This is a genomic window from Chroococcidiopsis sp. CCALA 051 (assembly GCF_003015105.1).
Taxonomy (GTDB): Bacteria; Cyanobacteriota; Cyanobacteriia; order Cyanobacteriales; family Chroococcidiopsidaceae; genus Chroococcidiopsis; species Chroococcidiopsis thermalis.
The window spans coordinates 14,396-29,361 of sequence record NZ_PYCI01000079.1 but is presented as its reverse complement, the minus strand read 5'-3'; the positions used below and the strand labels follow the sequence as shown (position 1 = coordinate 29,361).

At 45.9% G+C, this 14,966-nt stretch carries 14 protein-coding genes and 1 tRNA gene; 6 read left to right on the top strand and 9 right to left on the bottom strand.

Going from position 1 to position 14,966, the window contains the following annotated elements; genetic code table 11:
* Positions 1-293, bottom strand: a 293-nt coding sequence (locus C7Y66_RS18835; RefSeq protein ID WP_199197515.1) for an ATP-dependent Clp protease proteolytic subunit, incomplete at its 3' end; no start/stop codon positions are given.
* A 237-nt stretch (positions 294-530) separates the two neighbouring features.
* Here C7Y66_RS18835 and C7Y66_RS18830 point away from each other — a divergent pair.
* Complete coding sequence (locus C7Y66_RS18830) at positions 531-2,627, top strand: thioredoxin domain-containing protein (RefSeq protein WP_106546750.1); 2,097 nt, start codon at positions 531-533, stop codon at positions 2,625-2,627.
* Positions 2,628-2,876: 249 nt separating this feature from the next.
* Positions 2,877-4,931, top strand: coding sequence for a DNA polymerase III subunit gamma/tau (locus tag C7Y66_RS18825; protein WP_106546749.1), 2,055 nt, complete (start codon positions 2,877-2,879; stop codon positions 4,929-4,931).
* Positions 4,932-5,008: 77 nt separating this feature from the next.
* On the opposite strand, the gene C7Y66_RS18820 is transcribed toward C7Y66_RS18825, so the two are convergent.
* On the bottom strand, positions 5,009-6,424 hold the full coding sequence (locus tag C7Y66_RS18820; protein ID WP_015156811.1) for a glycosyltransferase family 2 protein: 1,416 nt from the start codon (positions 6,422-6,424) through the stop codon (positions 5,009-5,011).
* 119 nt (positions 6,425-6,543) lie between these two features.
* On the opposite strand from C7Y66_RS18820, the gene cbiD reads away from it, so the two are divergent.
* The 3 genes from cbiD to C7Y66_RS18805 all read left to right on the top strand — a co-directional run bounded on the left by cbiD (position 6,544) and on the right by C7Y66_RS18805 (position 9,843).
* Positions 6,544-7,821, top strand: coding sequence for a cobalt-precorrin-5B (C(1))-methyltransferase CbiD (cbiD, locus tag C7Y66_RS18815; protein ID WP_106546748.1), 1,278 nt, complete (start codon positions 6,544-6,546; stop codon positions 7,819-7,821).
* A 159-nt stretch (positions 7,822-7,980) separates the two neighbouring features.
* Positions 7,981-9,570, top strand: coding sequence for a glutamine-hydrolyzing GMP synthase (guaA, locus tag C7Y66_RS18810; protein WP_106546747.1), 1,590 nt, complete (start codon positions 7,981-7,983; stop codon positions 9,568-9,570).
* Between the two features lie 9 nt (positions 9,571-9,579).
* On the top strand, positions 9,580-9,843 hold the full coding sequence (locus C7Y66_RS18805) for a hypothetical protein (protein WP_106546746.1): 264 nt from the start codon (positions 9,580-9,582) through the stop codon (positions 9,841-9,843).
* Between the two features lie 32 nt (positions 9,844-9,875).
* Here C7Y66_RS18805 and C7Y66_RS31210 read toward each other — a convergent pair whose 3' ends face one another.
* Together C7Y66_RS31210 and C7Y66_RS18795 are read right to left on the bottom strand one after the other, a co-directional pair.
* Positions 9,876-10,058 carry a hypothetical protein gene (locus C7Y66_RS31210; protein WP_015156815.1) on the bottom strand — a complete coding sequence of 61 codons (183 nt, stop codon included), beginning with the start codon at positions 10,056-10,058 and terminating at the stop codon, positions 9,876-9,878.
* 95 nt (positions 10,059-10,153) lie between these two features.
* Positions 10,154-10,510, bottom strand: a complete 357-nt coding sequence (locus tag C7Y66_RS18795; protein ID WP_015156816.1) for a helix-turn-helix domain-containing protein — start codon at positions 10,508-10,510, stop codon at positions 10,154-10,156.
* Positions 10,511-10,775: 265 nt separating this feature from the next.
* Between C7Y66_RS18795 and C7Y66_RS18790 the strand changes: the two genes are divergently transcribed.
* Positions 10,776-11,789 (top strand): NAD(P)-dependent alcohol dehydrogenase, encoded by a 1,014-nt coding sequence (locus C7Y66_RS18790; protein WP_106546745.1) that lies wholly within the window; start codon positions 10,776-10,778, stop codon positions 11,787-11,789.
* 47 nt (positions 11,790-11,836) lie between these two features.
* Here C7Y66_RS18790 and C7Y66_RS18785 read toward each other — a convergent pair.
* The 5 genes from C7Y66_RS18785 to lgt form a co-directional block, all read right to left on the bottom strand.
* Positions 11,837-11,909 (bottom strand) — tRNA-Arg (locus tag C7Y66_RS18785).
* A 107-nt stretch (positions 11,910-12,016) separates the two neighbouring features.
* Positions 12,017-12,370, bottom strand: a complete 354-nt coding sequence (locus C7Y66_RS18780; RefSeq protein ID WP_106546744.1) for a phenylpyruvate tautomerase MIF-related protein — start codon at positions 12,368-12,370, stop codon at positions 12,017-12,019.
* Positions 12,371-12,456: 86 nt separating this feature from the next.
* Positions 12,457-12,936, bottom strand: a complete 480-nt coding sequence (locus C7Y66_RS18775) for a flavin reductase family protein (RefSeq protein ID WP_106546743.1) — start codon at positions 12,934-12,936, stop codon at positions 12,457-12,459.
* 139 nt (positions 12,937-13,075) lie between these two features.
* Complete coding sequence (gene cobM / locus C7Y66_RS18770) at positions 13,076-13,900, bottom strand: precorrin-4 C(11)-methyltransferase (RefSeq protein ID WP_106546742.1); 825 nt, start codon at positions 13,898-13,900, stop codon at positions 13,076-13,078.
* 161 nt (positions 13,901-14,061) lie between these two features.
* A complete protein-coding gene (lgt, locus tag C7Y66_RS18765; protein WP_106546741.1) occupies positions 14,062-14,946 on the bottom strand; it encodes a prolipoprotein diacylglyceryl transferase in 885 nt (294 codons plus the stop codon).
* Between the last annotated feature and the right edge of the window lie 20 nt (positions 14,947-14,966).

The following is a 14,966-nucleotide window of genomic DNA, read 5'->3' as shown; positions in this document are numbered from 1 at the left end:
CCCATATTGGCTTCTAATCTCGTACATATTGTACAAACATCGGGGCGAATGTGCTTCATCGTATCAAAAATACCCATTCCCGCCGTCACCGAGCCACCAGGAGAATTGATATAGAGATAGATGTCTTTCTCGCCATCCTCAGCATCCAAATACAACAACTGGGCGACAATCAAATTAGCCAAGTTAGAATCAATGGCTTGTCCTAGAAAGATAATCCGTTCCCGCAGCAAGCGAGAGTAGATATCAAAAGCGCGTTCCCCGCGTCCAGATTGTTCGATAACAATAGGAATCATTCGGTTAGTCTGTTGTGAGTTTTCTTCATTTTATCTATTAAGAAGGGGTGAGGAGCGAGGAGTGAGGAGTGAGGGAAATTTTAGATTTTGGATTTTAGATCGAATTTCTCCCTTGTCCGCCTTGTCTCCCTTGTCCCCTTGTTTCTTTTGTCACCTTGTCTCTCTTGTCTCCCCATCCTTCCCTCACTCCTCGCTCCTTTTCGATAGACTGGCAGTGAAGGCAACCACAATTTAACCATGACTAATCGTCTGGCTCAAACTCAAAGCCTCTATCTCCGCAAGCACGCTGAAAATCCGATTGACTGGTGGTTTTGGTGTGATGAGGCTTTGGCAAAGGCAAAAGCAGAAAATAAGCCAATCTTTCTGTCGATTGGTTATTCTAGCTGTCATTGGTGTACGGTCATGGAGGGAGAAGCTTTTTCCGATCTTGCCGTGGCAGAATACTTGAATGCTAACTTTTTGCCAATTAAGGTAGATCGAGAAGAACGTCCCGATATTGACAGTATCTACATGCAAGCCTTGCAGATGATGACTGGTCAAGGGGGTTGGCCTTTAAATATCTTTCTCGCGCCAGAAGATTTAGTTCCATTTTATGGTGGAACTTATTTTCCTTTAGAACCGCGATACGGTAGACCAAGATTTTTACAGGTTCTGCAAGCGCTGCGCCGTTATTACGATACCGAAAAACAGGATCTGCGATCGCGCCAGGAAGCAATTCTCGAAGCTATCCAGCAAGCTGCTATTCTCCCCAATACCCAGCCTTTAAATTCAGAGTTACTGCGTCAAGGAATTGAAACCAGTACGGGAATTATTACAGGTGGTGACTACGGAACTAAATTTCCCATGATTCCTTATGCTGACTTAGCTTTACGGGGGTGGCGTTTCTTGCCCGTCTGGAAAGATAATTTTCGCTACAATCTCCCAGAATCTTGTACTCAGCGTGGTATCGATCTAGCGTTGGGTGGAATTTACGACCATGTAGGGGGTGGTTTCCATCGCTACACCGTCGATCCGACTTGGACAGTCCCCCACTTTGAAAAGATGCTCTACGATAACGGGCAAATTGTCGAGTATTTAGCAAATTTGTGGAGTGCGGGAGTCAAAGAACCAGCTTTTGAAAGGGCGATCGCGCTGACTGTAAAATGGTTGCAACGAGAAATGACGGCTCCTGAAGGCTATTTTTATGCCGCTCAAGATGCTGATAGTTTTATACATCCAGAAGAAGCAGAGCCAGAGGAAGGAGCGTTTTACGTTTGGAGTTACAGCGAATTAGAAAATATCCTAACTTCAGAAGAATTAACTGCAATACAAGCAGAATTTACCGTCACTCCCCAAGGCAATTTTGAAGGTAAAAATGTCTTACAACGCCGCAAAACTGGTAGTTTAAGCGAGACAGTAGAATCGGCATTGAGAAAACTGTTTCAGGTGCGATATGGTTCTACATTTGAAGCATTAGATACCTTTCCCCCAGCACGAAATAATCAGGAAGCAAAAACTCAAACTTGGGCGGGTAGAATTCCGGCTGTCACCGATACCAAAATGATTGTTGCCTGGAATAGTTTGATGATTTCAGGTTTAGCAAGAGCTGCTATCGTATTCCAACAAAATGATTATTTAGATTTGGCTGTTCGTGCAGCAAACTTCATCTTAGAAAATCAGTGGGTAGACGGGCGGTTTCATCGGCTGAATTATGATGGTAAGGCTGCTGTCATGGCGCAGTCGGAAGATTACGCCCAATTTATCAAAGCATTGTTGGATTTACATCAGGCATCACTTGTAGAGACGTTACATGTGGAGACGTTACATGTAACGTCTCTACATTGGTTGGAAAAAGCGATCGCAGTTCAAACAGAATTTGATGAATTTCTGTGGAGTGTGGAACTAGGCGGTTATTTCAATACCGCTAAAGATGCGAGTCAGGAGTTAATTGTTAGAGAACGCAGCTATACGGATAATGCGACTCCGGCGGCGAATGGAGTAGCGATCGCCAATCTCGTGCGGTTAGCTCTACTGACGGAAGATCTAACTTATCTCGATCGCGCCGAGCAAGGATTACAGGCTTTTAGCAGTGCCATGCACCAACACCCACAAGCTTGCCCCAGTCTATTCACTGCTTTTGATTGGTATTCTCACTGTACGACGATTCGGACTTCAAAATTGCAAATTGAGACATTTTTAACACAGTATTTTCCTGCTGCCGTGCTGACCCAAGCAGATAACTTACCGGATTCCAGTATTGGTCTAGTCTGTAAGGGTTTGACTTGTCTTGCACCTGCCGAAACCTTAGAAAAAATGCAACAACAGATTCAACAAAGCCAGATAAGAGGGATGTAGGAAAATAGTACGAATGAAAGGTGCAGCTACACAAATCAAGTCCGCCTGAGCGAACTAATAGTAAAGTCGAGGATTTACAAAACCCGCAGCTGCGGGTTTTGCTTGTATAGACGCGATTTCTAATCGTCCAGCTTAATAGAATATAATTTCGTTTCTTTAGGAGATATACTTCCTCTGCCATACTATAGATGGGGTTCTAAATAGTGCATTAGTACTATTTACCCAGTGGTAGGGAAGAGTTTCAAATCAATGTCTTACGAGCCGCTACACCATAAATATCGCCCTCAGACTTTTGCCGATTTGGTAGGTCAAGAGGCGATCGCGACTACATTAACTCATGCGATCGAGCGACAGAAAATCGCCCCTGCCTATTTATTTACAGGTCCGAGGGGGACGGGAAAAACCTCTAGCGCTCGGATTTTAGCAAAATCGCTGAACTGCCTCAATAGCAACAAACCAACAGCTCAACCCTGTGGTGTCTGTGTCGTGTGTCAAGGAGTTGCTAAAGGTGCGACTCTAGATGTGATTGAAATCGATGCTGCTAGTAACACGGGCGTAGATAATGTTAGAGAACTGATCGAACGCGCTCAATTTGCCCCCGTTCAGTGTCGTTACAAAGTGTACGCGATCGACGAATGCCACATGCTCAGTACGGCGGCGTTTAATGCCCTGCTGAAAACCTTAGAGGAACCGCCAGCACATGTCGTATTTGTCCTAGCTACCACCGATCCCCAACGGGTATTACCAACAATTATTTCGCGCTGCCAAAGGTTTGATTTCCGCCGCATTCCGCTAGACGCGATGATAGGGCATTTAAGCGCGATCGCAGCTAAAGAAAGCATTGATATTACCCCAGAAGCCATACATTTAGTTGCATCGTTTGCCCAGGGGGGGTTGCGGGATGCCGAAAGTTTACTCGATCAGTTGAGCTTATTAGCTGGAGTCGTGACTGTAGAGCGAATTTGGGATTTAGTCGGTTCTGTTGCCGAGCCAGACTTGCTAGAGATTTTACAGGCGATCGCACAGAATCAACCAGAAGCATTACTCGATGCCGTGCGTCGAATTATGGATCGGGGTAGGGAACCGTTAACGCTGCTGCAAAACTTGGCAGGTTTCTATCGTGATTTACTTGTGGCTAAAACCGCGCCCAACCGTAACGATCTCATCGCCGTTACTCCTGCAACATGGGATGCGCTTTGCACGCAAGCTAAAGCTTGGGATATTTCTAATATCTTGGTAGGACAACAGCACTTAGCTAAAAGTGAAGCCCAAATCAAAAATACAACCCAGCCCCGCTTATGGCTAGAAGTCAGCTTATTGGGATTGTTGCCATCTGCTTCACTTAGGGAGCAGGGAGCAGGGAGCAGGGGAAAGAGAGCTGAGGGAGCTGAGGGGGCTGAGGGAGCTGAGGGAGCAATTCGCAATTCAACTCCACACCCCACACCCCAGACCCCACACCCTATTCCTGAGCGTACCACGCACCACGCACCACTTTCTAATTACCAACCAACAGCCAACAACCAACAGCCAACAGCCAACAACTACCAACCACCAACTACCAATCAACAACCAACAACTACCAGCACTCAAGAATCTTCACTTCCGAATTCCGAATTCCAAACGCCAAATTCTTCTAACGAGAAAGTTTGGCTTCAGGTACTTGCTTGCTTGCAACCGCACTCGACTCAAGCATTGCTCAAGCAAATGGGACGATTGATTCAATTTGAAGCTGGTATTGCTCGGATTGGGATGAAATCTCCAGCTTGGCGCGATCGCGCTAAGGCTTACGTGCCAAATATCAAAGCTGCTTTTCTCTCGGCATTCGGACAAGAAGTTCAGGTACAGCTAGAATTAGCCGCGATGCCGAAGGAAGTTCGCGAGGCAACCTTGACTGTGGCTAAGATTGCTCCAGCTAATAGCAGCGCACTTGAAACGAAAAACAATCATACGAATGGCACTGCTCCCGCGATCGAGTATACAACTGGAGTAAGTATGGCTCAGCCAGCTGCTCCAGTCTCAAACTCCCAATCAGCAACCGCCTTTCAGGATGGCTCTGCGAAAACACCAATCTCAGCAGCCGCAACTGGAGATCCGGTGACTCCCACGACTTCCACTCCAGTCGGACAACTAGAAATTAGCGAGTTCGATATTGTAGTTCAACGCTTTGCTAAATCTTTCAATGGTGAGGCGATCGGTGACAGTACAGAATTTACCTCATCTACAGACATCAGCAGTATCTCATCTGCCACTGTTCCAGAGTGGGAAGATAGTGATACTGCCGAAGACTCCGATCTTGATTTTTAGTGTGGTAAGTGGTACGTGGTGAGTGGTGCGTGGAAAGACAACCAATTACCTATTACCTATTACCTTATTACCAAATCCTAACTCTTACCCTGATGAACAGTTTTAACCCATTTCAATCGTTTGGGGCGAACGGACATTCTCGCAGTGATACTGGGCATCACCACTAACCAGTGAAACATATAAATAGTACCGCGCATGGTTTGAAGTAGCAGCATCAACAGCGTTGATAAACGCAGCTTTCCATCTGGATGGAACCGCTTTAGCCCTTGATACATCCACAACATAGACATTGACATGGCTAAACCTGTCAGCGGGCTAAATACGGGCAAACGATTGCGGGCGATCGCCATGAACAAATCGGGAACCTGGGCAGCGGGTAATAAGTACTGAATTAGCAGATACATGAACATGTCAAAGGTTTTTTGAGTTCCCATACGGTTGCTCAGGATCGGTCGCCAGTAGTCTAAATATCGCTGATAGCCGCCTTCTGCCCAACGATTACGCTGATGCCATAGGGCAAGTGCTGTCGTTACACCTTCTTCCTCCACTGCTGGATAAGGTAGAAACTCAATTTCCCACCGATCTAGGTGCAAGCGGAATGTCAAATCGAGGTCATCGGTGATTGTTTCCTCATTCCAGCCACCGCAGCGCTGCAAAGCTGCACGACGGACGAATTGACCGTTCCCTCGTAGTTCACCCAGTCCGCCAACTGCAAGTCGTTGCTGCTGTACGTAGGCATCCAAAGCCATTTCAGCTTGCTGTCCCAGCGTCCAGAAATTTTCGCTGGCATTGGCGATCGCCTTGCGCACTTGTACGGCTCCTACCTTTTTTTCTGCAAACAGAGGCAGAACTTGTTTGAGTAGGTCGGGAGTCACGCGAGCATCAGCATCAAATACTGCTAAAATCTCACCTTTAGTCAGCGGCAAGACTTGATTTAGCGCTCCTGACTTGCCACCAGTTGCTCCAGTCTGGCGATGCAATACTCTCAAGCAGTCGTATTCCTGCTCCAGTTGTGATAGGATTTTTGGCGTGTTGTCGGTGCTATCATCGTCTATCACCCAAACTTCGTACTTGTCATTTGGATAATCTTGATTGCAAAGTATCTTGACAAGATTGCCGATTACTGCTTCTTCGTTCTTGGCTGCCACAAGCAGGGAAATAAAAGGAGCCGTTGCCAGTGCTTCATCACTAACTAATTCTGCCTGCTGGCGCGGTCGAGCTAAGACTATCCGCAGGGCATGAATCCCAAACAACGTAGTTAGACCAAGTACAAACCATGCTCCCCAAGAAACTAAATGCAGGGCAATAGTACTGCTCCAGATCGTAACTAAAACAACTGCGGCTTTGCGCCTGCGACCTTGGAACAGAGATGGCAGCGACGTTGCTGGCAACGTTTCTACAGATTCTTCTGCATCTGACAGGTCTGACAAGAAAGCGCTCAGTGCGTCTAGTTCGTCATATGAATCATTTTCAGACCATGAATTGGCTGGCATAGGTCACTACTCGATCGAACACCAGTAATTGTTTGCGCCATCAGTGGCTTTGCAGTCTTATTGTATCTGACATTTATACCCATCTCGGCATTTCACCTCTTAGCCCCGACTTCCAACCCATGTCACCCCGCTCTGGATACACCTTACCAGTATTCGCTTGTGCTGCGGCTGTAGCAGCTTTACAGCAGATCAAACACGGGCGATCGCTCGATCGTGTTTTAATCGATTTGCTCGAACCACCTGAAATTGTCGAAATTGCGATCGAACAAGTAGCCGAACTCAAGCCAGGGATGGCTTTAGCAGTTACCCGCAGCGATCCTGGGGATAATTTGGACATCACGCGCAATACCCCGATTTGGGCATTAGTTGAATTGGGAGTCGGGGAGAAGAGAGCTGGGGGAGACAAGGGAGACAAGGGAGAGGGGGGAGACAAGGGAGACAAGGGAGACAACACCAACTACCAACTACCAACTACCAATTACCAACTACCAACTACCAACTACCAATTACCAACTACCACGCACCCGCAAAATATCATCATCAACGGTGGAGAAGGAATCGGCAGGATAGTCAATGATTCTTCAATTCCGAATTCCGAATTCCGAATTCCGAATTCCCCGGCAATTTACGCCTATGCCCAAAGATTGCTGTACGCCAACTTAGAGCGATCGCTTGCTCCAGGGGAAACAATTCAAGTTACGATTATCCTTCCAGAAGGCAGAAAACTCGCGGAGCGGACTTCTAATTCTGCTTTTGGCGTGGTAGATGGACTCTCTTTGCTGGGGACGACAGGGATCTCTCAACCTTTGAGCGCTCCAGGACAGTTAGATATCTGTCGCGAACAATTACAAACAAAAGCACGACAGTTTGAAAGTTTGGTTTTTTGTGTGGGAGAAAATGGTCTAGACTTAGCACCTCAACTGGGGATCGATCGCGAACGGTTAGTTAAAACCGCAAATTGGCTGGGTTCTCTGCTAGTAGAGGCGGGATTGCAGGGAGTCAAAGAAATTTTGTTGTTCGGCTATCATGGCAAGCTGCTGAAACTCGCAGGTGGGATTTTTCACACGCACCACCACCTTGCGGACGGACGGCGCGAGATCCTCACGGCACACTGCGCCAATTTAGGCTTACCGACAAACGTTCTTCAGGCAATTTTTGCTTGTCCTACAGCGGAAGCCGCGCTGAAATATTTACGGGAATTGGATGTAAGAGAAAACAGCGACTGGGTAAGTCGAGTTTATGAAACGATCGCCTCAGAAATCGATCGACGTTCTCAGGAATATATCTACAATCACAGCGATCGCCAAGTTAGTGTTGGTACAGTTCTGTTTGACCGCGATCGTCAAATTTTAGTCAAAAGCGAAACTGCTACTACCATCCTGGATCACTTGTGTTAACTTAATAAGAATAAACATTTTAAAGATAGCAATAAATACAGTTTTAGTATCCCTCTTTAGATAGGGATATATTTTTTAGATTTGTCATCGAGAGCTTCATCTCTTAGAGCAACCTTTTCTCATCCAGTAGGACTTCCAGCAGTGACAATACAAACAGAAATGCCGCCACAAGATACGTCACTCAGGCGGCTAGCTCGGCAAACGATCGTGATTCTTGACTTCGGCTCTCAATATTCGGAATTGATTGCCCGTCGGATTCGCGAGACTCAAGTTTATTCTGAAGTGATCTCCTATCGCACCACCGCCGAACAACTGCGCCTACTCAATCCTAAAGGAATTATCCTCTCAGGGGGACCCAATTCCGTGTATGACAAAGGTGCTCCGCAGTGCGATCCCGCAATTTGGCATTTGGGTATCCCTATCCTTGGCGTGTGCTATGGAATGCAGCTGATGGTAAATCAGTTAGGCGGGCAAGTCGTTCGCGCCGAACGGGGAGAATATGGTAAAGCAGCCTTGCGTATAGACGATCCCACGGACTTGTTGACCAACGTAGAAGATGGGACGACCATGTGGATGAGCCACGGGGATTCGTGCGTCAAACTACCGGAAGGATTTGAAATTCTCGCCCATACAGAAAATACTAGCTGTGCGGCGATCGCCGAACACAATACAAAACTTTACGGCGTGCAGTTCCATCCAGAAGTCGTCCACTCAATCGGTGGGATAGCATTGATCCGCAATTTTGTCTACCATATTTGCGACTGCGAACCAACTTGGACGACAGCGGCTTTTGTTGAAGAGTCAGTGCGAGAAGTACGGGCGAAAGTCGGTGATAAGCGAGTGTTGTTGGCACTTTCGGGTGGCGTAGATTCTTCTACCCTAGCTTTTCTCTTACATCGGGCGATCGGTGACAAACTGACTTGTGTATTCATCGATCAAGGCTTTATGCGCAAGCACGAACCGGAACGGTTGGTGAAGTTGTTTCGAGAACAGTTTCACATTCCGGTAGAGTATGTTAACGCTAGCGATCGCTTTTTAGCTGCGATCGCGGGTGTTACCGATCCCGAAGAAAAACGCCGTCGGATCGGACATGAATTTATCAGCACGTTTGAAGAAAGTTCCAAGCGTCTCGGACCCTTCGACTACCTCGCGCAAGGGACGCTTTACCCAGACGTGATCGAATCTGCCGATACTAACGTCGATCCCAAAACAGGCGAACGTGTCGCGGTGAAGATCAAGAGCCATCATAACGTCGGTGGTTTACCCAAAGACTTGAGATTCAAACTCGTCGAACCCCTCCGCAAACTCTTCAAAGACGAAGTACGTAAAGTCGGACGGGCGATCGGTTTACCGGAAGAAATTGTTCAGCGCCAGCCATTCCCTGGTCCTGGCTTAGCAATTCGGATTATTGGTGAAGTTACAGCCGAACGGTTGGAAATTCTCCGCGATGCAGATCTGATCGTCCGTCAAGAGATCAATCGGCAGGGTTTATACAATGACGTATGGCAAGCCTTTGCAGTCCTTTTACCAATTCGTAGCGTTGGTGTCATGGGCGATCAGCGTACTTATGCTTACCCAATTGTCCTACGCCTCGTTACTAGCGAAGATGGGATGACAGCGGATTGGGCAAGGGTTCCTTACGATTTGTTGGAACTAATTTCTAATCGGATCGTGAATGAAGTCAAGGGCGTAAATCGCGTCGTCTATGATATTACTTCTAAGCCACCTGGAACCATTGAGTGGGAATAGGAAGAGATTGTGAATATAGAGTTCGATCTCAAAGAAATCTTGACTAGGTTAGAAACCAAAGTTGACAAGATTTCCGAAGATGTTAGCGATATCAAAACCAATCTAGTCAGAGTGGAAGCAGAACTCAAAGGCGAAATTTGGGTTTTGGATGAAAAAATAGACGGTATTGTCAAGTGGGTTGACACCGAGGAATTCATCAACCGAGGAGTGGTAATTGGATTAGTACTGGCAATTTTAGGAGGGTTTGCCAAAATCTTTGGTTTTGTTTCCTAAATCGTACTTGAGTGGGGTGGGCATTGCCCACCCTACTTCTCACTAGGGCTTTGTTTTTTTTGTAACTCAACAGCGAACAGTTGAATCAATTCATCTTGCTGAGTATTGTCTATGTTGGCGAGTTGACGGCTAATAGGCTCAACTAGTTGTGATGGAAGCCCCCAAAGCTGTAGCAATGCAGTAAAAGTATAGTAGTGTTGATTATTAAATGCCATGACTTTTGTAGTTTTTTAGAGTCAGTAACGTGGTATAAATTGTAACGTTTGTATTTGCTGACTGCAAGTAAGTACTAGCCCTTACTTTTTGACTTTTAGCTTTTGACTTTTGACTTTTGCTCTACCAACTGACTCACATAGCGATCGCCCCAATCGCGCATCATCAGTAAAATTGGTTCTAAACTGCGACCGAATTCGGTTAAAGAATATTCTACTTTTGGTGGCACTTCAGCATAAACGGTACGCTTAACCACACCATCTTTTTCTAATTCGCGTAACTGCAAAGTCAACATTCTTTGAGTGCAGCCTTGTACTAGACGCTGGAGTTCGTTGAATCGCTTCGTTCCCTCCATTAAATGAAATAGGATCACGCCTTTCCATCGACCACCAATCACATCTAATGTTGCTTCTACAGAGCAACTGTAGCGGTAATCGTATTGTCTGCTTTGCATAGAATGCCTCGGATAGGATAATTTTTGATACTACTGCACAAGTTTGATACTACTTCACAAAATTGTGCGTACTTGTCAATTTTTAATTTAGCCTAGAAACTCAAAGTATAGTTTTTGAAGTGTAGCTATTTAAACGAAGTGCAATTAGAAGTAAAGTCGCACTTTCATTTCAGCTTGCTGTTAGTTATTTGTCGCGTTTCAACCAATGATTGAGGTCGTCTCGATCTACAATTTTGTGCTGTCTGTCAACTAATTGGAGACATTTATGAAAGCATACGAAATTCAAAACGATAAGCCAGGTTTGGATGCTTTAACTTTAGTAGAACGCCCGCAACCGCAACCCAAAGCTAAACAAGTTTTGGTAAAAATGAAAGCTGCATCCCTCAATTACCGAGATTTACTAGTTGCAAAAGGAGCTTACGATCCCAAATCTCTCAAAGTAATAGTGCCGCTTTCTGATGGTGCGGGGGAAGTTGTCGCTGTGGGAGAAGGTGTGACGCGAGTGAAGGTAGGCGATCGCGTTGCAGGCATTTTCATGCAATCATTTATTTCAGGGGAATTAACACCAGAAAAAGCGAATTCTGCTCTTGGTGGTGCGATCGATGGTGTATTAGCAGAGTACGTTGTCTTTGACGAACAGGGAGTTGTCAAAATTCCCGCACACCTATCTTATGAAGAAGCTACAACTTTACCTTGTGCTGCTGTTACAGCTTGGAATGCAATGATAGTAGAGGGACAACTTAAAGCAGGTGATACCGTGCTGCTACAAGGAACAGGTGGCGTATCGCTGTTTGGCTTGCAATTCGCAAAAATGATGGGCGCACGAGTTATTCTAACTAGCAGTAGCGATGACAAATTAGACCGTGCTATCCAGCTAGGCGCAGATGTAGGAATTAATTACAAAACTACGTCCGACTGGGATGAAAAAGTTGAGAAATTGACCGATGGTAGAGGTGTAGATCTAGTTGTAGAAGTTGGGGGATCGGGAACGCTGTCAAAATCCCTTCGTGCCGTGCGCTATGGCGGTAAGGTAGCGATGATTGGCGTGCTTACAGGTATTGCAGGAGATGTCAGCACTGGTTCAATCCTGTTCAAACATATCCGAGTCCAAGGTATTTATGTAGGCTCTCGCGATTTATTTGAAGACATGAATCGGAGTATTAGCCTACATCAAATGAAACCGATTATAGATCGGGTCTTTCCATTCCACGAAGCCAGGGCAGCACTAGCCTACCTCGAAAGTGGCACGCACTTCGGCAAAATCGTCATCCGCCTATAATTCATAGTTTCCCTCAATTCCGAATTCCGAATTCCGAATTTTCTTAACGGACCCTAGAGGACTCGAACCTCTGACTTACCGATTAGAAATCGGTTGTTCTATCCACTGAACTAAGGGTCCAGAAACCACGTCAAAGCAGAATATTGCCACCCTAACAAAAAGTAAGCTGCACTTACATTAGAAGTGAGCTTACATATCCTATCAAAAAATTGGTCAATTGTGGATGACTATCCAAAAGTTGAGCTGTTCCAGCCCCACATGTAACCTTTCGCGTCATTAAATTCAATGTAGATGCGATTTTTGTCTACACCCAGCGCCTGGTTAATCTGCTGGCAAAAGTCTTGACTCATTGCCTTAGTTTGCTCTGGCTTCATTGTGCCAACGCTTTTTACTTCTACATAGCAAACTGGATCTAACGTTCCAGCAAAAGTCATCGGTACACCAGGTTCAAACGCCGTCATTACGTATGATTCTGGTTTACCTGTATGTTTTGCCAACATGGAAGATAGGCTTTTCAGCAACGCTTCCACGTCAGATTCAGCAGGAGTCGCGATCGAAGTTTGGACTTTAATTAATGGCATAGTTAGTAAGTGACTAGTGGCTGGTGGCTGGTGACTAGAATAGCTTCCTTGTCTCCCTTGTCTCCCTTGTCTCCCTTGTCCTCTTTCTAGCCTCCATATTGCCAGCCAGTTGTCTCCAAGCGCAGCGCGTCTCCTTCACGGTGAACGCCAGCAGCGATGACTTCGCCAACATAAACTGTATGGTCGCCTTTTTCCACCGCGCCAACAACTTGACACTCGACATAGCCTAAAGAGTCAGTCAAGATCGGACACCCAGTTTCACCGAGATAAAACTCAATATCGTCGAATTTGTTGCCTACTCGTCGTTGGGGTTGAAAGAATTTTTGGGCAATGTCTTTTTGTTCGGCATCGAGAAAACTGATAGCAAATACCCCACTGGTTCTAATCATTTCGTGGGATTTGGAGTCTTGCTTGACACAATTGACTATTAAAGGTGGTTTGAAAGAAGCTTGCATGATCCAGCTAGCAGTGAAGCCATTCACGTCTTCTCCATCTTTCACACCACATACATAAAGTCCGTGCGGAATCTTCCGCAACATGGTTTTCTTGGCTTGTTCGTCTAGCAAGGCGCGTTCCCCTCAGTTATTTTTACTTCACTAAGTAAATCTTATCGAACCGCAGGGGACAGTTATCAGTTATCAGTTATTAGTGTAGAGACGTTACATGTAACGTCTCTACCCAATTATCAGTTATCAGTGACCGTAATTATGGATTGAGTTTTTGCTGAGGGCGAAACAGGTGGGTATGTTCGGGATGGTAGAGGCGAGATCTTGCCGTGACTTCTCCTAGTGCAGGACTGATAACGTAAAGAGTAGTACGAATTAGGTTTTCTTTGTGAGTAGTCTCTGCCATTTTGTCAAGGGTGGTGACACAAATTCTTTCATCTTCCCAACCCAAGCGAAAACAAATTGCTACGGGAGTTTCTGACGGATAGTGTGCCAATAATTGGCTTTGTGCCGATTCTACATGACGGGCGGCGAGGTAGAGGCAAAGACTAGCTTGATGGGCGGCGAGGGATGACAATTCTTCTCTTTCTGGAACTTGCGTGCGTCCGCTGATACGGCAGAGAATTATTGTCTGTACGAGTCCAGGGACGGTTAATTCAACGTTGAGCTTGGCAGCAGCGGCTTGAAAGGCACTGATCCCAGGAACGACTTCAAAGGGAATTTCAGCGGCGGCAAGGGCTTGTATTTGTTCGTGGATGGCGCTGTAGAGACTCGGATCTCCAGATTGCAGGCGGATCACAGATTTATGCGATCGCACCCTTGCCACCATCACGGGTAGAATATCCTCTAAAGTTTTATTTGCCGTATGGATAATTTCTGCTTCTGGACGGCACATTTTTAAGATTTGTCGCGGTACGAGGGAGTCGGCATAAAGAATGACATCTCCCTGCATTAAAAGCTTTTGGGCTTTAACGGTCAAAAGTTCTGGATCGCCTGGTCCTGCCCCTACAATGTATACTCCTGGGGCGAGGGTAGGAATTGATTTGCGATTTAACTCGATAGTAGATTCAGAAGTATTAGACATAGGCGATCGAGAGCTGCTTATAATCGCAGATTTAAGATTTTCTCCAAATTTTCACATTCTTTTCCGAAGTCGAGTCACTTCACGATGAAGATACCTATTGGTAGATGCTGCATCATAAGTAAGCCCTAAATTCAGCCCTTAGGGCTTTTTTTTCTTAAGATTCAGCGCTTGGAGACTTCTATCCTTGGTTCTGGTGCTGTAACTGGAGGCGCAACATCTGGTAATGAACGACGATAAATATATAACCAAGCAAGCCCTAATAACCCGATGCCAACTCCCACTAGACTCACCATTTGAGCCATCCGCAACGGTCCTAGCATTAAACTATCGGTACGCAATCCTTCAATCCAAAAGCGCCCTAAGCTATAAGCCACCATGTAGGTTAAAAATAGCGTGCCAGTCTTCAAACGCAATCCTCGTAAGCTGCGGAAAAACAAATACATTAAGATCCCGAATACCATTAAATTCCATAACGATTCGTAGAGAAACGTAGGATGAAAGTATTCAAAATTTCCGTATCCAGGCGGACGGTTGCTAGGAGGAATATAGAGTTTCCAAGGTAAATTTGTAGGGCTACCAAAGGCTTCAGAATTGAAAAAATTTCCCCACCGTCCGATCGCCTGTCCTAAAATCAGCGAAGGAGCAATCAGATCGGCTACTTGCCAAAAAGAAATCTTGCGTAACCGACAAAAGATTAAAGTTGCGATAACTCCACCTATGATTGCACCATGAATGGCAATTCCACCCTCCCAGATCGCAAAGATCTTACCTGGATTGTTAGCATAGTTCGACCACTCAAATAATACATAGTACAAGCGGGCAGCAGGGATCGCTCCCACGACTAACCAAATCGCTACATCGCCAATAATATCGGGGTTAACGTGACGGCGTTTAGCCAAATATTGCGATAGAGTAACTCCAATTAATACAGCCGAGGCAATCAGCAGACCATACCATCGGAGTGTCAAAGAACCAATTTGTACCAGAATTGGTCCAGGAGAAGCAAATTGCCATGCCAAAGGCAAATCGGGAATCGCAGGTAGCATTGGGATTATATGTTTGAGGG

Excerpts from the sequence above, each read along its gene's own strand:
- C7Y66_RS18830 (WP_106546750.1), top strand. The coding sequence starts at position 531 with ATGACTAATCGTCTGGCTCAAACTCAAAGCCTCTATCTCCGCAAGCAC.
- C7Y66_RS18825 (WP_106546749.1), top strand. The coding sequence starts at position 2,877 with ATGTCTTACGAGCCGCTACACCATAAATATCGCCCTCAGACTTTTGCC.
- C7Y66_RS18820 (WP_015156811.1), bottom strand. The coding sequence starts at position 6,424 with ATGCCAGCCAATTCATGGTCTGAAAATGATTCATATGACGAACTAGAC.
- cbiD (WP_106546748.1), top strand. The coding sequence starts at position 6,544 with ATGTCACCCCGCTCTGGATACACCTTACCAGTATTCGCTTGTGCTGCG.
- guaA (WP_106546747.1), top strand. The coding sequence starts at position 7,981 with ATGCCGCCACAAGATACGTCACTCAGGCGGCTAGCTCGGCAAACGATC.
- C7Y66_RS31210 (WP_015156815.1), bottom strand. The coding sequence starts at position 10,058 with ATGGCATTTAATAATCAACACTACTATACTTTTACTGCATTGCTACAG.
- C7Y66_RS18795 (WP_015156816.1), bottom strand. The coding sequence starts at position 10,510 with ATGCAAAGCAGACAATACGATTACCGCTACAGTTGCTCTGTAGAAGCA.
- C7Y66_RS18790 (WP_106546745.1), top strand. The coding sequence starts at position 10,776 with ATGAAAGCATACGAAATTCAAAACGATAAGCCAGGTTTGGATGCTTTA.
- C7Y66_RS18780 (WP_106546744.1), bottom strand. The coding sequence starts at position 12,370 with ATGCCATTAATTAAAGTCCAAACTTCGATCGCGACTCCTGCTGAATCT.
- cobM (WP_106546742.1), bottom strand. The coding sequence starts at position 13,900 with ATGTCTAATACTTCTGAATCTACTATCGAGTTAAATCGCAAATCAATT.
- lgt (WP_106546741.1), bottom strand. The coding sequence starts at position 14,946 with ATGCTACCTGCGATTCCCGATTTGCCTTTGGCATGGCAATTTGCTTCT.